19 protein-coding genes and 2 tRNA genes are annotated in these 18,182 nt (G+C 64.7%); 9 read left to right on the top strand and 12 right to left on the bottom strand.

Annotated elements, in window-relative coordinates; translation table 11 throughout:
- The first annotated feature begins 51 nt into the window (after window positions 1-51).
- The 4 genes from G4G71_RS10630 to G4G71_RS10645 all read left to right on the top strand — a co-directional run bounded on the left by G4G71_RS10630 (window position 52) and on the right by G4G71_RS10645 (window position 2,054).
- Window positions 52-127 (top strand) — tRNA-Val (locus G4G71_RS10630).
- Between the two features lie 13 nt (window positions 128-140).
- Window positions 141-217 (top strand) — tRNA-Asp (locus tag G4G71_RS10635).
- Window positions 218-504: 287 nt separating this feature from the next.
- Entirely contained in the window at window positions 505-1,254 is a 750-nt protein-coding gene (locus tag G4G71_RS10640) for a BamJ family beta-barrel-assembly machinery protein (RefSeq protein ID WP_054910891.1), read from the top strand.
- Between the two features lie 374 nt (window positions 1,255-1,628).
- Window positions 1,629-2,054 carry a YkvA family protein gene (locus G4G71_RS10645; protein WP_169937437.1) on the top strand — a complete coding sequence of 142 codons (426 nt, stop codon included), beginning with the start codon at window positions 1,629-1,631 and terminating at the stop codon, window positions 2,052-2,054.
- Here the strand turns inward: G4G71_RS10645 and G4G71_RS10650 are convergent.
- On the bottom strand, window positions 2,042-2,788 hold the full coding sequence (locus tag G4G71_RS10650; RefSeq protein ID WP_240964904.1) for a substrate-binding periplasmic protein: 747 nt from the start codon (window positions 2,786-2,788) through the stop codon (window positions 2,042-2,044). The two genes, G4G71_RS10645 and G4G71_RS10650, sit on opposite strands and share 13 nt — an antisense overlap.
- Before the next feature lie 97 nt (window positions 2,789-2,885).
- Here G4G71_RS10650 and G4G71_RS10655 point away from each other — a divergent pair, with 97 nt between their 5' ends.
- The 3 genes from G4G71_RS10655 (at window position 2,886) to G4G71_RS10665 (ending at window position 4,052) form a co-directional block, all read left to right on the top strand.
- Window positions 2,886-3,203, top strand: a complete 318-nt coding sequence (locus G4G71_RS10655; RefSeq protein ID WP_169937441.1) for a helix-turn-helix domain-containing protein — start codon at window positions 2,886-2,888, stop codon at window positions 3,201-3,203.
- Window positions 3,200-3,565: a hypothetical protein gene (locus G4G71_RS10660; protein WP_024763424.1), complete on the top strand. Its 366-nt coding sequence runs from the start codon at window positions 3,200-3,202 to the stop codon at window positions 3,563-3,565. The genes G4G71_RS10655 and G4G71_RS10660 overlap by 4 nt, the downstream gene beginning before the upstream one ends.
- A 70-nt stretch (window positions 3,566-3,635) precedes the next feature.
- Window positions 3,636-4,052, top strand: coding sequence for a tetratricopeptide repeat protein (locus tag G4G71_RS10665; protein ID WP_240964945.1), 417 nt, complete (start codon window positions 3,636-3,638; stop codon window positions 4,050-4,052).
- A 1-nt stretch (window position 4,053) separates the two neighbouring features.
- Here G4G71_RS10665 and G4G71_RS10670 read toward each other — a convergent pair whose 3' ends face one another.
- Both G4G71_RS10670 and G4G71_RS10675 read right to left on the bottom strand, forming a co-directional pair.
- On the bottom strand, window positions 4,054-5,802 hold the full coding sequence (locus tag G4G71_RS10670) for a bifunctional diguanylate cyclase/phosphodiesterase (RefSeq protein ID WP_169937445.1): 1,749 nt from the start codon (window positions 5,800-5,802) through the stop codon (window positions 4,054-4,056).
- An 89-nt stretch (window positions 5,803-5,891) separates the two neighbouring features.
- Window positions 5,892-7,970, bottom strand: a complete 2,079-nt coding sequence (locus G4G71_RS10675) for a carboxy terminal-processing peptidase (protein WP_169937447.1) — start codon at window positions 7,968-7,970, stop codon at window positions 5,892-5,894.
- Between the two features lie 138 nt (window positions 7,971-8,108).
- Here G4G71_RS10675 and G4G71_RS10680 point away from each other — a divergent pair, with 138 nt between their 5' ends.
- Window positions 8,109-9,071: an NAD(P)H-quinone oxidoreductase gene (locus G4G71_RS10680; protein ID WP_169937449.1), complete on the top strand. Its 963-nt coding sequence runs from the start codon at window positions 8,109-8,111 to the stop codon at window positions 9,069-9,071.
- A gap of 79 nt (window positions 9,072-9,150) precedes the next feature.
- Here the strand turns inward: G4G71_RS10680 and G4G71_RS10685 are convergent, their stop codons facing one another.
- From G4G71_RS10685 to G4G71_RS10710, 6 genes are read right to left on the bottom strand one after another with little or no spacing between them, the layout of a single operon-like run.
- On the bottom strand, window positions 9,151-9,804 hold the full coding sequence (locus G4G71_RS10685; protein WP_169937451.1) for an HAD family hydrolase: 654 nt from the start codon (window positions 9,802-9,804) through the stop codon (window positions 9,151-9,153).
- Window positions 9,804-10,799, bottom strand: coding sequence for an ABC transporter ATP-binding protein (locus G4G71_RS10690; RefSeq protein WP_054911164.1), 996 nt, complete (start codon window positions 10,797-10,799; stop codon window positions 9,804-9,806). Before G4G71_RS10690 ends, G4G71_RS10685 begins: the two co-directional genes overlap by 1 nt.
- On the bottom strand, window positions 10,796-11,584 hold the full coding sequence (locus G4G71_RS10695; RefSeq protein ID WP_037009239.1) for an ABC transporter permease: 789 nt from the start codon (window positions 11,582-11,584) through the stop codon (window positions 10,796-10,798). Before G4G71_RS10695 ends, G4G71_RS10690 begins: the two co-directional genes overlap by 4 nt.
- On the bottom strand, window positions 11,568-12,410 hold the full coding sequence (locus tag G4G71_RS10700; protein ID WP_169937454.1) for an ABC transporter permease: 843 nt from the start codon (window positions 12,408-12,410) through the stop codon (window positions 11,568-11,570). Before G4G71_RS10700 ends, G4G71_RS10695 begins: the two co-directional genes overlap by 17 nt.
- Window positions 12,407-13,216: an alkaline phosphatase family protein gene (locus G4G71_RS10705; protein ID WP_169937456.1), complete on the bottom strand. Its 810-nt coding sequence runs from the start codon at window positions 13,214-13,216 to the stop codon at window positions 12,407-12,409. The genes G4G71_RS10700 and G4G71_RS10705 overlap by 4 nt, the downstream gene beginning before the upstream one ends.
- A gap of 55 nt (window positions 13,217-13,271) precedes the next feature.
- Window positions 13,272-14,330, bottom strand: coding sequence for an ABC transporter substrate-binding protein (locus G4G71_RS10710; protein WP_169937458.1), 1,059 nt, complete (start codon window positions 14,328-14,330; stop codon window positions 13,272-13,274).
- A 325-nt stretch (window positions 14,331-14,655) separates the two neighbouring features.
- On the opposite strand from G4G71_RS10710, the gene G4G71_RS10715 reads away from it, so the two are divergent.
- A complete protein-coding gene (locus tag G4G71_RS10715) occupies window positions 14,656-15,372 on the top strand; it encodes a UTRA domain-containing protein (protein ID WP_054911168.1) in 717 nt (238 codons plus the stop codon).
- 181 nt (window positions 15,373-15,553) lie between these two features.
- Here the strand turns inward: G4G71_RS10715 and G4G71_RS10720 are convergent, their stop codons facing one another.
- From G4G71_RS10720 to G4G71_RS10730, 3 genes are all read right to left on the bottom strand, one after another.
- Window positions 15,554-15,955, bottom strand: a complete 402-nt coding sequence (locus G4G71_RS10720; RefSeq protein ID WP_169937460.1) for a GFA family protein — start codon at window positions 15,953-15,955, stop codon at window positions 15,554-15,556.
- A gap of 59 nt (window positions 15,956-16,014) precedes the next feature.
- The gene (locus G4G71_RS10725) at window positions 16,015-17,304 is read right to left on the bottom strand and encodes a M18 family aminopeptidase (RefSeq protein WP_169937462.1); all 1,290 of its coding nucleotides are present in this window, start codon (window positions 17,302-17,304) and stop codon (window positions 16,015-16,017) included.
- Between the two features lie 178 nt (window positions 17,305-17,482).
- Window positions 17,483-18,118, bottom strand: coding sequence for an RluA family pseudouridine synthase (locus G4G71_RS10730; RefSeq protein ID WP_169937464.1), 636 nt, complete (start codon window positions 18,116-18,118; stop codon window positions 17,483-17,485).
- Between the last annotated feature and the right edge of the window lie 64 nt (window positions 18,119-18,182).

The following is an 18,182-nucleotide window of genomic DNA, read 5'->3' on the forward strand; positions in this document are numbered from 1 at the left end:
GCTTGCCAGGTGCAAATGTCCTCCGTAGAATGCGCCCCACTTCGAGACGAAGGGTGATTAGCTCAGCCGGGAGAGCATCTGCCTTACAAGCAGAGGGTCGGCGGTTCGATCCCGTCATCACCCACCACTCGAGGTCCGACGCAGCGGTAGTTCAGTCGGTTAGAATACCGGCCTGTCACGCCGGGGGTCGCGGGTTCGAGTCCCGTCCGCTGCGCCACATTTCGAAAAGCCCTCAGGTAGCAATACCTGGGGGCTTTTTCTTTGCCTGCCTTTTCTTGTCTGCAAAAGTCTTTCCTGCGAAAGCTTCCCGTCAAAGTTGCCCGCTTCGATCACAGTGATTGCGTGCTGGCCGTCTGTCTTATCCTGTTAATTTTCTTATAAGTTTGCTGTGGGAACTTCTCTCTCGGCAGTGGTTCCTATTGCCCATAGCCACTGGCCACGAGCGCCTGATAAGCTCGCGGCTTCACTACTTAAGCCATGACGGCGCAAAGACAAGGATTCAGCATGAAACAACATCGGTTGGCGGCAGCGATCGCGCTGGTCGGCCTGGTTCTCGCGGGCTGCGACAAACAGGCCGCCGAAGTGGAACTCAAGACTCCTGCGCAGAAAGCTTCCTATGGCATCGGCCTGAACATGGGCAAGAGCCTCGCCCAGGAAGGCATGAATGACCTGGATTCGAAAGCCGTCGCCCTGGGTATCGAAGATGCCGTCGGCAAGCAGAAGCAGAAGCTGACCGACGAAGAGCTGACCGAAGCCTTCACCGCCCTGCAGAAGCGCACTGAAGAGCAGGTTGCCAAGAAGAATGCCGAGGCTCTGGAAGCCGGCAAGAAGTTCCTCGAGGAAAACGGCAAGCGTGATGGCGTGGTCACCACCAAGTCCGGCCTGCAATACGAAGTCGTGAAGAAAGCCGACGGCGCGCAGCCCAAGGCTACCGATGTCGTCACTGTTCACTACGAAGGCAAGCTGGTCGACGGTACTGTCTTCGACAGCTCCATCCAGCGTGGCAGCCCGATCGATCTGCCGGTTGGCGGCGTGATCCCGGGTTGGGTCGAAGCCCTGCAACTGATGCACGTCGGCGAGAAGATCAAGCTCTTCATCCCGAGCGAACTGGCCTACGGCGCGCAGAGCCCGAGCCCGACCATCCCGGCCAACTCGGTCCTGGTGTTCGACCTCGAACTGCTGGCCATCAAGGACCCGAATCAGCCTGACGCGGCTGAGGCTCCGGCCGCTTCGGCAGAGCAGCCCAAGAAGTAACTGAGTACCTTCGTACCAGTGGAAACGCCCCGTAACCTGCGGGGCGTTTTCGTTTGTGCGGGGAACGCTCTGGAACGGCGCGCTGACCGTCGGGTCTGAATGGGAGTAACCTTCAGCTCGGTGTTACCCTTATGCACATATTTGACGCAGTTGAAACAATCCCCTCCCCTTGACATTGCCGGGCCCTTCGCTTAGCCGCAACTGCATGATTTTTAACGCATTTGTAGGGGTGAACAAAAAATCGCCGATCTGTCTCCAGCCCTCGTGGCACGGGCGTTTGGGCGATATCGAGGGTGTCTTTCAACAGAGTTATCCACAGGAAAGGTGGATAACCTGAACCTGCTCTGTACGAATCTTCCTATCGAGGTAAATCGATGAAAAAGCCTCCGGGATTTGACCGTTTCCTCAAGCTCGCCAGCCGTTTCATCGCGGGTGGGCGAGTGCCCGCGCTGCTGTTCGCCGTCGCGCGCAAGAGTGGCCGGGTGAAGCTGGCGAGGACCGATCTGAAGCTGCTGCAGGAATTGCTGGTGGCCTGGGTGCGCGGCGATTACCGCGGCATCAGTTCCCAGGCGCTGGTTTCCGTGGTGACGGCGCTGCTGTATTTCCTTTCACCCGTGGACCTGGTGCCCGACTGGCTGCTGGGCGTCGGCTTCCTTGACGACCTGGCGGTGCTGGCCTGGGTGGTACGTCGCTGGCAATCGGAGATCGATGCCTTCAAGGTCTGGCGCGACGCGCAGGGCGTGGAAACCCGCGAAGCCCTGAAGCAACTGCCGCCGCCGGAAGCGATTCAGCGTCTCTGACGCAGCCGTGCGCTCTGCTCGCCGAGCAGGCGCTGGATGGAACCGTCGCTGACCATCGCCTGTAGCACGGCATCCAGTCGTTCGGCGGGCAGCGGAAGCGCAGGGCCGTACGAGCAGTAGATCGAGTAGTGCTGCACGTTGTTGCTGTGGATCGCCACTGGCAATTTGTGGTGCTGGGCAAGGAGAAACTCCAGCGGTCGGCGCATCTCGATCAATGCATCCAGGCGGCCGGCCTCGAGCATGTGCAGGCGCGTATCCAGGTCGCGGACATCGGCGCGCTTCACCCGTCCTTCGGCGAAGGCCTGCATCAGAGGGGCGGGGTAGACGTAGCCCAGGCTGGTGCCGATGCGGATGTCGTGCAGCTGCGCGAGGTTCTCCACAGGCGGCACATCCGCCCGCTGGGCCAGGGCATCTTCTTCCTCGAACAGGCTGGGAGACCAGTGCAGTTTCTCCGGCGCTTTCATCCACTGTGGATTGTTGATGCACAGCAGGTGGATCGCGCCCTGGGCGAGGGCGGGCTCGGCGCGCTTGTCCGGCGTTTCCACGAAGCGAATATCGAGCCCCAGGCGCTCCCCGACGGTTTCACCCAGATCGCGGATGAAGCCAGGTGCCAATTCATGGTCGATACTTTCCGCATAGGGCATGCCGTTGCTTGGCGAATAGCCCCAGCGCAGCTCTTCGGCGCCACACAGGGCGCTGGCCAGGCACAGGCAGAGTGGAATCAGGCGCTGCAAATCGTTCCCCCGATTTGTGGGCGTGACGGCGAGCGCAGTATAGCCGGCACAGCCCGGCGCCAGGCTGTTAAGATGGCCGCCTGCAAGGAGTGTTGTCATGAACGTTCAAGTCATCATGCGTGACGGCGAAGCGGAGTACGCCGTGGTTCCCTGGGCTGAGTACCAGGCGCTGCTGGCGGCTGCCGGCCGAGGTGCTGCTCAGCTCGTCAAGCCGGATGCGCCCGAGGCATTCGACGAGAAGCCGGACTGGAAAGCCCTACGGGAAGCCCGTGGCATCGCCATCGAAACGCTGGCGCGTTCGGTGGGCATCAGCCCGTCCTACCTGGAGCTGATAGAGAACGGCGAGCGCGAGGCCAGCGACGCCATCCAGCATGGCCTGCGTCGTGCCCTGGGCACTGGGGAGTCTGCTTCTTGAGCGTGCAGATCAGTCGCAAGCATTGGGAAGGCCTGCTCGGCGAGCTGGAAGACGCCCGCCGCCAGCGCCACCTGCTCACCTACCGGGCGCTGATCGAGCGCCTGCAATTGCCCACCCCGGCCATGACCGTGCTGACCGCCGCGCTGGAACACCTGGCTGCGCTGGATGCCCGTGCGGGGCGGCCGATACGCAGCTCGCTGGTGATCAGCCAGGGCGCCAGCCGCCTGCCCAGAACCGGCTTCTTCGAGCATGTCGAACGCCTGGGCCGATTCTCCGGTGCGCCGGATGGTCCTGCCGCCGCCGGCTGGCATGCGGCGGAAGTGGTGCGCGTGTTCGAGTTCGAGTACCCCGAGGAGCTCTGACGTGGCGACGCCTCGCGAGCTGTTCTGGAGTCTACGTGCACGGCTGAGCTATGCAGCGGCGCGGCGCCTGATGGGGTGGCCGTGGATGGTCCGCCAGGCGCGTTCCTGGGCCTGGATGCAGGGCCAGTTCGCACGCATGGCCGCGCTGGGGGACGTTGGCGCACAGAGCTTCTACGGCCACCTGCTGCTGTTCCGCGGGCAGGGCTTCGGCGCCCGCGAGGAAGGCCTGCGTCTGTTGCGCCTGGCCGCCACCGCAGGCGACCACAAGGCGGCGTACCAGTTGGGCGTGCAATCCCTCAAGGGTGATACCCGTCATGCCGGCGATGCGCAGGAAGCGGCGCGCTACTGGGGGCAGGCCGCCGAGGCGGGGCATCCGCTGGCGGCACGCAAGCTTGGCGAGTTGTACCGCAGTGGCGGCCCGGGTCTCGAACCCGATGTAGCCCAGGCCGAGCGCTACGAGACGCGCGCCCGCCAGTTGGGGCTCTGAATCATTCTGCTGTGAGAATGTGCAGGCTGTAGCCGGGCATGTTCTTCGCGTGGCGCTTGGCCTCCGAGGCCAGTCCGGCCAGTTGGCTGGCGTCCAGGCGCTGACCGGCGCCACTCTTCACGTGCACCACGCCGATCGACAGGGATAGCAACGGATATTCCTCGCGCCGTCCCTGGCGGTTGTGCGCGACGAAGCAGCCCGCATCCAGGTGCTCGCGGCTGTAGAAGCGCCGGCACTGGCCCTGGAAATCTTCCAGCAGGTGGTTGAGGCGTTCGCGCCAGTCCTGCGTCCCCAGCACCAGCATGAAGTCGTCGCCGCCGATGTGGCCCACGAAGTCCCGTGTCGGGTCTACGCGTTCGCCCAGGCACTGCGCCAGGCACAGCAGAACTTCATCGCCACGGGCATAGCCGTAGAGGTCGTTGAAGGGCTTGAAGCTGTCGATGTCGACATAGCACACCACCGCTTCGCGCCCCTGTTGCAGCAGGCGCGACAGGCACTGCTGGATGGGCACGTTGCCCGGTAGCAGCGTCAGTGGGTTGGCATGCCGGGCCTGGCGGATCTTCAGTTCGGTGATCAGCTTGAGCACGTCGATCACCCGGCCCAGCCCCAGGTAGCGACCGTTCAGGGTGATGATGAAGTCTTCCTCGATGCGCTGCCGCGCGCGGCTGGTGAGCAGCCGGCTGACCTGCTGCAGCGACTGGCTGCGTTCCACCGCGAGAAAGTCGTCGCTCATCAGCCGGCTGATCGGCTTGCGCGCATACAGCTCCGGCGCGAACGGCTTGAGCAGGGTGTCCGAGAGTGCATGGCGATGGACGATGCCGACCGGTTGATGGTGGCTGTCGAGCACCGCCAGGGAGTTGAGGTTGGCCTGGGCGCGGAAGGCTTCCAGCACGTCAGCGATGGGCGTGTTGTCGCGCACCGCCGGTTGCTCCAGCAGCAGTGGCTCGAGGTCCGCTTGATCCTCGGCCAGCAACGCGCCAGCACTTTCCACTTCCGGTAGCAGGGCGCGGGCGTCGCGGGGCGGAATTTCGTTGGGACGGCCAAGCAGGTAGCCCTGCACCAGGTCCACGCCCATCTCGGAAAGCACGGCCAGCTCTTCGGGAATCTCGATGCCTTCGGCGATCACCTGGGCGCGCGAGGCGTGGGCCATCTTCAGGATCGAGCCGACGAACTCGCGCTTCACCGCATCCAGGTGGATGCCTTCGATGAAGTGGCGGTCGATCTTCACGTAGTCGGGTCGCAACTCGGACCACAGGCGCAGGCTGGAGTAGCCGGCACCCAGGTCATCCAGGGCGATGGAAAAGCCCATGGCGCGGTAGTGGTGCAGCGCGGTATCGAGGAGGGTGAAGTCCTCGATGGGTGTCTGCTCGGTCAACTCGATCACCACGTCGCTGGGCGAAATGCCGAAAGTCTGCAGTAACTGCAGTGTGCGGCCGGGCTGGTGGGTCGGTTCCAGCAGGGATTCGGGCGACACGTTGAGGAACAGCTTGCCCTCGAGCTTCAGGTCGCGAAAGCGCGCGCAGGCCTTGCGCCGGCAGAGCAGCTCCAGTTGGCTCAGGCGGCCGCTGCTGCGGGCGATACTGAACAGCGGCAGGGGCGAGTGCAGGGGGCCGTTGGACGGGCCGCGCGTAAGGGCTTCGTAGCCCACCAGGCGCCTTTCCGAAAGCGACAGGATGGGCTGGAACAGGCAGTGCAGGTCGCCGTGAGCGAGGATCTGGTCCAGCGCGCTCAACTGCTCGGTGACGGTCATGACGGTTCTCGGTGGCTGGAAAAGCAAAGGGCCGGTTTCCCGGCCCTGTGCATTTCACGACAGTGTCATGACTGTTTGATGTCATCCGATCAGTGTTTGGCCACCTGGGAGTCCAGATTCAGGTAGTCGATCAGGATATGCCCGGACTCGGTAAGGTAGGCGTCGTCCTGCGGTTTGGTCTTGTCCTCTTCCGGCAGGGCGTTCTCGTCTTCCTTCTTCAGCTCCTTGAGCGGCTCCTGGCCCTTGGATTTGCGCAGGGCGTTCTCCATGGCCAGTTGGCGGTTCTCGATGCTGGTCTGCTGGGCGCGACGCTTGGCTTCGTTGAGGCTGACGGTCTTCTCCTTCATCAGCTCCTGGGCCAGGGCGAGGCGCTCGCGGGCGTAGACGAAGTCCGCGTTGTGCTCGGTGCGCGCGTCGTGACGGGTGCGCAGCTGGTCGAGGAACGGCTTGAACGGATCGGCCTGGGCCTTCAGCACCGGCTTAATGGTGTCCCACGGCATCGAGTCGGGCAGGGCGCTTTCGCCGATTTCCTTGTCGTCGACAATGGACGGGTAGCCGATGTCCGGGATCACGCCCTGATGCTGGGTGCTCTGGCCGGAGACGCGGTAGAACTTGGCCAGGGTCAGCTTCAGCTCGCCGTGGTTCAGCGGCTGGATGGTCTGCACGGTGCCCTTGCCGAAGGTCTGGCCGCCGACGATGAGCGCGCGGTGGTAGTCCTGCATGGCGCCGGCGAAGATCTCCGAGGCCGAGGCGGACAGGCGGTTGACCAGCACGGTCATCGGGCCGGTGTAGAACGCCTTGCCCTCGTCATCGTTGAGCACGTCGACGCGGCCGTCGCTGTTGCGCACCAGCACGGTCGGGCCCTGGTCGATGAACAGGCCGGTCAGCTCGGTGGCTTCCTGCAGGGAGCCGCCGCCGTTGTTGCGCAGGTCGATGACGATGCCGTCGACCTTGTCCTTCTGCAGTTCGGCGATGAGCTTCTTCACGTCGCGGGTGGTGGACTTGTAGTCTGGGTCGCCGGCGCGATAGGCCTTGAAGTCGAGGTAGAACGCGGGCACGTCGATGATGCCCAGCTTGTAGTTCTTGCCTTCGTGGTCGATGGTGATTTCCGACTTCTTCGCCGCCTGGTCTTCTAGCTTCACCGCCTCGCGGGTGATGGTGACGATCTTGCTGGTCTGGTCGTTCGGCGCGTTGGTCGACGGGATCACTTCCAGGCGGACCTGCGAGCCTTTCGGGCCGCGGATCAGCTTGACCACTTCATCCAGGCGCCAGCCGACCACGTCGACCATCTCGCCCTTGCCCTGGGCAACACCGATGATCTTGTCGGAAGTGGCGATCTGCTTGCTCTTCTCGGCGGGGCCGGCCGGTACCAGGCGCACGACCTTGACGTAGTCGTTGTCACTCTGCAGTACGGCGCCAATGCCTTCGAGCGAGAGGCTCATGTTGATGTCGAAGTTTTCCGCGCTGTCCGGCGACAGGTACTGGGTGTGCGGGTCGTAGGTCTGCGCGAAGGCATTGATGTAGGCCTGGAAGATGTCTTCGCTGCGGGTCTGCTCCAGGCGCATCAGCTGATTCTTGTAGCGCTTGGTCAGCTGTTCCTGGATGGCCTTGTTGTCCTTGCCGGCGATCTTCAGGCGCAGGACTTCGTCCTTCACCTTCTTGCGCCACAGGTCGTCGAGCGCCGCGCTGTCTTTCGCCCAGGGCGATTTCTCGCGGTCGATCTCCAGCGATTCGTCGGTCTTGAAGTCCATCTTGTCGACGCCCTTGTTCAGGGTGGCCAGGGCGAAGTCCAGGCGCTCCTTCAGGCGGTCGAGGTGACGCTTGTAGATGGTGAAGCCGGGCTCCAGTTCGCCGCTCTTGAGGAAGTCGTCGAACTGGGTGCGCCAGGGCGCGAACTGGTCGATGTCGGCCTGGGTGAAGTACATCCGCGCCGGATCGAGCGTCTTCAGGTAGCTGTCATAGATCTTCGCCGAGCGCTCGTCGTTCAGCGGCGGCTTGTTGTAGTGATGGCGCTTGAGCAGCTCAACGATGTTGAGGCTGGCGATCACTTGATCCCGGTCAGGCTGCAGGCCGTCCCAGACGTTCGGGCTGGTGGTTGCCGCGAACGAGGAAAAGGCGGTTGCGCCGAGGATGAACAACAGGGCGGTACGGGGCAAAAATCGCTTCATGCTGATTCGACTGATCGCGGAGTTATGACGCATATTAGGCCTTAATTGGCGGCGCCGGGTTCAATCGCAGGTGAATTCGGCGCGAAGAAAGGGCCCGACCTTTCGGGTCGGGCCCTGCAGGATCACTATGGAGGCAGCGTGAACGCATTGCAAGGCATCGAAGGGCGAGTGGAGTGGGCCGAGCGCCCCAACCCCGCTTGCGCACAAGGACAGATCCGCATCCAGGTCGCCGCCGCGGGACTCAACCGCGCCGACCTGCTGCAAGTGGCCGGGCTCTACCCGCCGCCGCCGGGGGCTAGCGACGTCATCGGCCTGGAATGTGCCGGCGTGGTGACCGAAGTCGGTGCCGGCAGTACCTGGCAGGTGGGCGACCGCGTCTGCGCCCTGCTGGCCGGCGGCGGCATGGCCGAGGAAGTGGTGGTGGACCAGCGCCATGCGCTGCCGGTGCCTGCCGGCTTGAGCCTGGTCGAGGCTGCTGCGCTGCCGGAGGTGTACGCCACCGCCTGGCTGAACCTGTTCATGCTTGGCGCTCTGCAACCCGGTGAAAAAGTCCTGCTGCACGCGGGCGCCAGCGGCGTAGGCTCGGCTGGCATCCAGCTGTGCAAGGCCTTTGGCAGCCCTTGCTGGGTCAGCGTCGGTTCAGCCGATCGCCTGGCCTACTGCGAGGCGCTGGGGGCCGAGGGCGGTGCGCTGCGTGGCGAGAACCTCGAATCGCTTCGGGATTTTGCCCCCTTCGATGTGATCCTCGATCCGGTGGGCGCCAACTACGCCAAGCTGGACCTGGAAATCCTCGGCCGCGATGGTCGATGGGTGGTCATCGGCCTGATGGGCGGTCGCAAGGCCGAGCTGGACCTGGCGCTGCTACTGGGCAAGCGTATCCAACTGATCGGCTCGACCCTGCGTTCCCGCGATGCCGACTTCAAGGCGCAGCTGATCGCCGAGCTGGGACAGAAGGTCTGGCCATTGTTCGAAACCGGCAAGCTGAGCCCGCAGCTGGAGCGCACCTTCCCGGTCCGCGATGCGCAGAGCGCGTTCGATGCGCTGGCGAGCAACCAGGTGCAGGGCAAGGTAGTGGTCGTGATCGATGAGAGCCTGAGCTAAGGGTCGCGAGCAAGCTCGCTCCTACAGGCGCCGCCAATGAAAAGGGCCGCATCAGCGACCCTTTTTTCGGGTGCAAACGTCACTTCCAGTTCAGAACGTCCCAGCCCATCTTCTGTGCGTGCTCCAGCAACACCGGGTCGGCGTTCACCACGTGCGGCTTGCCCACCAGCTTGAGCAGCGGCAGGTCATTGCGCGAGTCGGAGTAGAAGTGCGCATCGGCCAGTTGGCTGTCGTCGCCTTCGAGCAGGTCGAGCAGGCGCAGCACCTTGCCCTCGCGGTAGGTGAGGGTGCCGACGGTGCGGCCGGTGTAGTGCCCGTTCAGCACTTCCAGGTCGATGGCCAGCACTTCGTCGATGCCGATGCGTTCGGCGATGGGTTTGACCAGGTGCACGCCGGAGGCGGAGATCACCAGCGGGCGGTCGCCGGCTTCGCGGTGGCGGGCGAGGGTGGCGCACGCGTCGCTATGGATCAGCGGCTCGATTACGTCCTCGACGAAGGCTTCCACGTCGCGTTCGATTTCTTCCACGCTGCGCCCGGCCATCGGTTCCAGGGCGAAGGCCATGTAGTCCTCCATGGGCAGTTTGCCCTGCGCGTACAGCGCCATCAGTTCGGCGTCGCGCTTGAGGAACGACTCCGCGTCGACCCAGCCGAGATCGGCCATGCGCTTGCTCCACAGGCTCGCGCAGTCGCCGTCGATCAGGGTGTCATCGAGGTCGAATATCACCAGGGCCATCAGGCCACCTCCCGAATGCTTTCAATGTCTACGTGCAGGCCGAGCGTGGTGCCGGCCGGGTACAGGCGCTCGGCGCTGCGGTTGAGGACGTCCACGGTCAGCTCGACGCCATTGGCGTCCACCCGGTAGCGGATCACGTTGCCCAGCAGGCTGTGGGAGAGTACCCGAACCGGAATGCCCTCGCTCGCTTCGGCGCTCAGGCGCAGGGATTCGGGGCGGATGGCCACCTGTTGGCGGAAGGGACGATCCAGCAGCCTGGTTGCCTGGGCCGCGTCGAGCAGGTTGTAGTTGCCGATGAAGCCGGCGGCGAAAGCGTTTTCCGGGGCGGTGTAGAGCGTCTCGGCGTCACCGCTCTGGACGATGCGCCCGGCGTTCATCAGCACGATGCGGTCGGACAGCGTCAGCGCCTCTTCCTGGTCGTGGGTGACGAAGACCGTGGTCAGTTTCAGTTCCTGCTGAATGCGGCGGATCTGCTCGCGCAGGTGCTTGCGGATGCGTGCGTCCAGTGCCGACAGCGGCTCGTCGAGCAGCAGCAGGCGCGGGCGGGTGACCAGCGAGCGGGCCAGGGCCACGCGCTGGCACTGGCCGCCGGACAGCTGGTGCGGATAGCGTGCGGCGAGCGGGCCGAGTTCGACCATTTCCAGCACCTCGGCCACGCGCTGGGCGGATTCCGCTGCCGGCACCTTGTGCATGCGCAAACCGAAGCCGACGTTCTGCTCCACGGTCATGTTGGGGAACAGCGCGTAGCTCTGGAACACCATGGCGATGCCGCGCTTCTGCGGGCTCTTGGGCACGATGTCCTCGCCGTCCAGCAGGATGCGCCCGCTGTCCACCGCGGTGAGGCCGGCGATGCAGCGCAACAGGGTGGACTTGCCGCAGCCGCTGGGGCCGAGCAGGGTGACGAACTCGCCGCTCTCGGCGGCGAAATCGATGTCCTGGAACACCGTGGTGCTGCCGTAGCTCTTGTTCAGTGTCTCGACGCTGAGGAAGCTCATGCCTTGTCCTTGCTTAAACGGTTCGCCGCCCAGGTGAGCAGCAGGACGAAGAGGAAGTACGAGACCACCACCGCGCTGGTGTAGTGGCCGCTGCTGTTGCGCATGTTGTTGAGGAACACCTGCAGGGTTTCGTAGCGGGTGCCCACCAGCAGGTTGGCGAAGACGAACTCGCCGATGAGGAAGCTGAAGGACAGGAACAGCGCCACCATCAGCCCCTTGCGCAGGTTCGGCAGCACCACCAGCAGGGCGGCCTGCCAGGTGCTGGCGCCGAGCAGGTGGGCGGCGTCCATCAGATCGTGCAGGTTGATCGCCTGCAGGTTGTTGCTGATCGCCCGGTACATGAAGGGCAGCGCGATGGTGAAGTAGCAGCCGATGAGGATCCATGGCGTGCCGACGATGGGTACCGGGCCCGAGGCGTAGAGCTGTAGCAGGCCGACCGACGACACCACCGGCGGCACCGCGAAGGGCAGCAGGATCAGCACGTTCATCAGTGCGTCCAGGCGCGGGAAGTAGTAGTGGATGACGAACATCAGCGGCAGCACCAGCGCCACGCTCAGGATCAGCGCGCCGAAGCACACCAGCAGCGACTGGCCGAAGGCGACGAGGAAGCGCGGGTCGCTCCACAGGGTCAGGAACCACTTCAGGGTCAGCCCGTCCGGCAGCACGCTGGCGCTCCAGGAGGTGGCCAGTGAATAGAGCAGGGTGGCGGCCAGCGGCACCAGCAGGATCAGGAACAGCGCATAGACCACCACGCGGTGGTACAGCGCGTTAGCGTTTCTCGACATGGTAGCTCCGGCGCAGCAGCCACTGGTGGGCCAGGGTAATGATGCTCATCAGGCCGACCAGCACCATCGCCAGGGCGCTGGCCATGTTCGGGTCGAGGAACACGTCACCTGAGACCAGCCCGGCGATGCGGATCGGCACCACGTTGAAGTTGCCGGTGGTCAGCGAATAGACCGTGGCGTAGGCGCCCAGCGCGTTGGCCAGCAGGATGACGAAGGTGCCCAGCAGCGCGGGGGTCAGCACCGGGATGCCGATGTGCCGCCAGAACGCCCACTGGCTGGCGCCCAGCAATGCGGCGGATTCGCGCCAGTCTTCGCGCAGGGCGTCGAAGGCCGGGTAGAGCAGCATCACGCCCAGGGGAATCTGGAAGTAGGTGTAGAGGATGATCAGGCCGGTCTTCGAATAGAGGTTGAAGTCCTCGATGATCCCCGCCTGTTTCAGCAGCAGCGTGATGGCGCCGTTGAAGCCCAGGATGATGATGAAGGCGAAGGCCAGCGGCACCCCGGCGAAGTTGCTGGTCATGTTGGCGAAGGCCATCACGAAGTCGCGCAGCCTGCTGTCAACCTGGCGCAGCGAGTAGCTGCCAAGGATGGCGATGAACAGGCCGATCAGGCTCGACCACAGCGAGATTTCCAGGCTGTAGCGGATCGCCTGGAGGTAGAAGGGCGAGCCGAAGATCTCGCTAAAATTGCCCAGGCCCCAGCCGTCGCCGGTGCGCACGCTGTTGATCATCACCCACAGCAGTGGGGCGAGCTGGAAGGCGAAGAAGAACAGCGCGAAGGGCAGGAGGCAGAGCAGGGCGAAGAGTTTTCCGGTGTTCGATCTCATGCCTTGAGCAGCTCCCGGCAGACCGGTTTGTCGTGGGGCGCGCCGAGGATCTCGCACAGCGTGCCGCAGAGTTCGACCTGGCGCGGGCGTGCCTGGTCGTCGAGGCTGAATGCCTCGCCGAAGACGAACAGCGGCACTTCGCGCTCCTCCGGGAGGATGCCGCCGTGGCTGCGGTCGTCGTTCATGCCGTGGTCGGCGGTGACCATCACCTGGTAGCCGGCGGTCAGCCACTGGTGCAGGTATTCGGAAAGAATGATGTCGGCATGCCGTGCGCTGTTGCGGTACTGCGGCGTGACGAGGCCGTACTTGTGGCCGGCGTCGTCGATGTTCATCGGGTGCACCAGCAGGCAGTTGGGTGCGTGCCGGCGGCGCAGCGACTCGGCGTCGGTGAACAGGTGCGAGTCGGGGTAGTGATCCGTCCAGTAGAAGTGGCCGTGCTGGATCGGCAGGGATTCGTCGTCGGTATGACGATCGCGCGCCGGGTCGAAGGGCGTGCGGTTGTACAGCTCGCTGACCCAGTGATAGGCCGCCGCGGCGGTGGTCAGGCCGGCGTCGCGGGCGTAGTGGAACAGGCTGCGCTGGTTCGACAGGCGCGATACATCGTTGTGCAGGATTCCGCTATCGATGGGGCGCACGCCGGTGAGGATGCATTCATAGAGCGGGCGGGACAGCGACGGCAGCTCGCATTCGAGCCGGTACAACTGGCCGCGGCCGGCGTTGCACAGGGCTTGCAGGTGGCCCATGCAGTCGTGGGCGACGCTGTAGTTGAGGCCGTCGAGAACGACCAGGATGACGTCGTGGCGCATGGGCGGGGCCTTGGTCGGACGCGGCCGCCCCGGCGCGAACCGGGGCGGCTGGGCGTCACTGCATGTTGATGATGACGTTTTCCTGCCACTGGCGCGGCAGGCGCTTGGAGGTTTCTTCCCAGGCCTTGGGATCCTTGATCGGCTGGGCCTTGGCGTACTGCTCGTTGGGCAGCAGCTTGGCCTTCACCTCGGCCGGCAGGGGCAGGTGCTCGGCGCGGATCGGGCGCGCATTGCCCTTGGCCAGGTTGATCTGCCCGGCGTCGCTGAAGATGTACTCACGTGCCAGCTTGGCGGCGTTCGGGTTCTTCGCGTACTTGTTGATGATGGTGGTGTAGCCGGAGATCACCGAGCCGTCGGAGGGGATCAGCACCTCGAAGCGCGACGGGTCGATCTGGTCGCGGTAGCTCAGGCCGTTGAAGTCCCAGACGATGCCGACTTCCACTTCACCCTTCTCCAGGGTGTTGATCACCGGGTTGGTCAGCGACAGGCGGCCCTGCTTGGCCAGCTGGGCGAAGAACTCCAGGCCCGGCTTGATGTTCTTCTCGTCACCGCCGTTGGCGATGCTGGCGGCCAGCACGCCGTTGACGGCCTGGGCGGCGGCGCTGACGTCACCGATGGTGACCTTGTACTTGCCCTTGAGCAGGTCGGCCCAGCTGTGCGGAACGTCCTTCACCAGTTGCTTGTTGACGATGAAGGCGATGGTGCCGGTGTAGGCGAGTGCCCAATGGCCGTCCTTGTCCTTGGCCCATTCCGGGACCTGGTCCCAGGTGCTGGGTTTGTAGGGCTGGCTGACGTCCATCTGCATGGCGATGGGGCCGAAGGCGGCGCCGACGTCGCCGATGTCGGCGCTGGCGTTTTCCTTCTCGGCCTTGAACTTGGCCAGCTCCTGGGCCGAGCTCATGTCGGTGTCCATGTGCTTCAAGCCGTACTTGCTTTCCAGGTCCTTCCAGGTGTCCTTCCAGTTCGCCCAGCTGTCGGGCATGCCCACGCTGTTGACCTGGCCTTCCTTGCGGGCGGCGGCTTCCAGCGATTGCAGATCGGCGTTGGCCGCCATGGCGAGGCCGCTGCCAAGGGCAATGGCCGATCCCAGCAGTGAAGCAAGCAAGCGTTTCATTCGGTGCTCCTTCGGTTCAGTGTTTTCAGGCGTGGTCTAGATCAGCAAGACGCAGGCCAATCTAAGCCGGGCGGATGACAGTTTGATGTAAGCCCCTGGCGCGTCGGCCCGGCCTTGAGCGCCCAGCGGGTCGTCGGGGAAAAGCGTAGACCATGGCCAACGCCTTGATCCGCCTGGGCTACGCTGGTGTCGTTAACTGGCATGAGCGCTGCTTGCAAAGGCACTGTCACGGGACGGTCATCGGGCTTTCCTAGGATGACGACACCCCATCGGGGGTAAGAAATGCCCTGTTCTGGGGCTGGACTAGTCCAAAAGAGGGAATCGAATGCGCGATACGGCGCTACCCACGGTCACGGCGATCTGCCGCGCACTCATCGAACAGATCGACAGCGGCCTGCTCAGCGCGGGCGGCAAGCTGCCGGCCGAGCGCAAGCTGAGCGAGTTGTTCGATACCACGCGCATCACGCTGCGCGAGGCGCTGGGGCAACTCGAGGCGCAAGGCCTGATCTACCGCGAGGAGCGCCGCGGCTGGTTCGTCTCGCCGCCGCGCCTGCTGTACAACCCGCTGGTGCGCAGCCACTACCACGCCATGGTGGAAGGTCAGGGGCGTGTGCCGGCGACCGAGGTGCTGTCGGCGCGGCAGGTGCCGGCCAGCGCGGCAATCTGCGAGCTACTGGAGCTGCCGGCGCTGTCCAGCGTGTACCAGATTCGTCGCGTGCGACGTGTGGATGGGCGGCTGGTGCTCTACGTCGAGCACTACCTCAACCCGGCTTACTTCCCCGGTATCCTCGACAGCGACCTGACCTGCTCACTGACCGAGCTGTATGCCAGCCGCTACGACATCCGCTACGGCCGCGTGCGCTTCGACATGGTGCCCACTGCGTTGCACGGTGAAGCCGCCAGCGTGCTGCGCGTCGCCGAAGGCAGCCCGGCGCTGCGCATCACCCGCATCAACGGCGACCAGCACGGGCGCATCATCGATTGCGACCTGGAGTTCTGGCGACACGATGCCATTCACGTGAGTGTGGAAGTGCCGGATTGATCGCCTGCCATCGAGCCTGATTTGTAGGAAGTTATGGACTCGCCGGCTAACTTCGATCTATCAGCTTGCGCCGAACGGCTCCCTCTCCCTTCAGGGAGAGGGCGGGGGAGAGGGGGCTCCACGCCATTCCGAGGCTGGGTGGTTCGCGAGCAAGCTCGCTCCTACAGGATCAAAGGCTGATTCAGCGGTCCGGATTCCACTCCGGATAGGCTGGAATCCCATCCTGCGCCAGCCAGGGGCGGTCATGGGACACCCAGATATGCCGCGCCGGCCGAGTGCCCGGATCCTCGTCCAGGCTGGCTACCCGCACGATGACGTGAGGCTGGCCATCGCGCTCGGCGATCAGCTGCGTGCCGCAACGCGGGCAGAACTTGCGCAGCTTGCCGGGCGAGGATTCATAGGCTGCCAGCTTGTCCTCGCCGCGGGTCCAGCGGAAGTGCTCGCGCATGACTCCCGCCGTGCTGGCAAAGGCCGCAGCGTGCGCCTTCTGGCAGGTCCGGCAGTGGCAATGGCCGATAGGCATGTCCAGGCCGTCGATCTCGTAGGCAATATCGCCGCACAGGCAGCTTCCGCTGAAGGGCATGGCTGGCTCTCCTCGAAGACTCTTCATACAAAAACGCCCGGCGGTGCCGGGCGTTCGGGTCAGGGCAGGTCGGCGCTGTCGTAGAAGGCGCTGAGTACCTTGGCCAGATAGTGCAGGTCCTGGCTGCCGGCCAGCTCGCGGATGGAGTGCATGGCGAAGGTCGGCAGGCCGATGTCCACGGTGCGCACGCCGATCTGGCTGGCGGTGATCGGGCCGATGGTGGAGCCGCAACCCATGTCGCTGCGGGTTACGAAGCTCTGCACTGGCACTTCGTTTTCCAGGCAAAGATGGCGGAAGAAACCGGCAGTCTCGCTGTTGGTGGCGTAACGCTGGTTGCTGTTGATCTTGATCACCGGGCCGCCGTTGAGCTTCGGGCCGTGGTTGCCGTCGTGCTTGTCGGCGTAGTTCGGGTGTACGCCGTGGGCGTTGTCGGCGGAGACCAGCAGCGAGCGCTGCACGGTGCGGGTGAAGGCGTCGCCCTCGGGCAGCAGGCGGCGCAGCACCTGCTCCAGGAACGGACCGTCGGCGCCGCAGGCGGAGCAGGAGCCCACTTCCTCATGGTCGGTGCAGACCAGCACGCCGCTCTGCTCGTCACTGCTGCCCAGTAGCGCCTGTAGGCCGGCATAGCACGACAGCAGGTTGTCCAGGCGGGCACCGGCGATGAAGGCCTGGTCCAGGCCGATCACAGCGGCGCGCTGGGTATCGTAGAAGCTCAGCTCGTAGTCGAGGATGGCGTCGGCGGTGATGCCGTGTTCCAGCTGCAGCTGTTCGCCGAGCAGGTCGCGGAAGTCGCGGGTTTCGCCGGCGGCGACCTGGGCGAGGATCGGCGGCAGCTCAGTCTGCGCGTTGATCGACCAGCCGAGGTTGGCTTCGCGGTTGAGGTGGATCGCCAGGTTGGGGATAACGGCGATGGGCGCCCTGAAGTCGATCAGTTTGCTTTCCACCTTGCCGGCCAGGCGGAAGGTGACGCGGCCGGCCAGGGACAGGTCGCGGTCGAACCAGGGCGCGAACAGCGCGCCGCCGTAGACCTCGACGCCCAGTTGCCAATAGCCGTTACGCACCAGCTCGGGGTTCGGTTTGACGCGCAGGCACGGGCTGTCGGTGTGGGCGCCGACCAGGCGCAGGCCGTTCTCCAGCAGCGGCGCGGTGCCGAGCTTGAAGGCGATCAGCGAGGAGTCGTTGCGGGTGACGTAATAGCGGCCACCAGCTTCGGTGCGCCAGGCATCGCGCTCGTCCAGGCGCTGGTAGCCGGCCTCTTCAAGGCGGAGGGCGAGGGCCTGGGTGGCGTGGAAGGGGGTGGGGGAGGCCGCGAGGAAATCGATCAGGCCCTGGTTGAGTTCTGCACGCATGGGTAACTCCGGACAGCGAATGGCCGGAAGTTTAACGTAAATGGGCAAATCTGCGGCCAGGGGTCGCGCCAACAGATGGGGCGAGCGTAGGAGCGGACTTTGTCCGCGATCGTTTCCCGCCGGCTCCGAGCCGGCCGGACATACATCGCGGACGGAGTCCGCTCCTGCGAAAAAGGAATCAGAACGGTGCAGGTGACTCGAAGCGCAGGCGCTCGCCGGTCTGCGGGTGGGTCAGGGCCAGCATGCTGGCATGCAGGCACAAGCGGTCGCGCAGTTCCAGGGCCTCGCCTTCGGCATAGAGGCGGTCGCCGAGCAGCGGGTGGCCGATGGTCAGCATGTGCACTCGAAGCTGGTGCGAGCGGCCGGTGATCGGCGTGAGTTCGACGCGGCTCCAGTTGCCGTGGCGCTCCATGACGCGCCAGAAGGTCAGCGCATGGCGGCCCTGCTCGAAGTCCACCACATGGCGCGGCTTGGTTGGCGGGTCGTAGCGCAGCGGTGCCTCGATGCGGCCACTGTCCAGTTCCGGCTCGCCCCAGCACAGGGCGGTGTAGGCCTTCTCGGTCTCGCGGTCGTGGAACTGGCGGGACAGCTCGCGGTGGCTGTCGGCGTCACGGGCCAGCACGATCAGCCCGGAGGTTTCCCAGTCCAGCCGATGGACGATGCGTGCTTCCGGGTAGCCGTTCTCCTGCAGGCGGGTGATCAGGCAGTCCTTGTTGTCGTCCGCGCGACCGGGCACGGAGAGCAGCAGGGTGGGCTTGTTCACCACCAGCACGGCGGCGTCCTCATGGACGAATTCGATCTGGGAAAGCGGCATGGAAGCTCTTGCGCGAATAAGAATGACGAAAACGACTGCGGCGGCCGAAGCCGCCGCAGGTTCA

It is taken from the genome of Pseudomonas multiresinivorans (assembly GCF_012971725.1).
GTDB classification, from domain to species: domain Bacteria; phylum Pseudomonadota; class Gammaproteobacteria; order Pseudomonadales; family Pseudomonadaceae; genus Pseudomonas; species Pseudomonas multiresinivorans.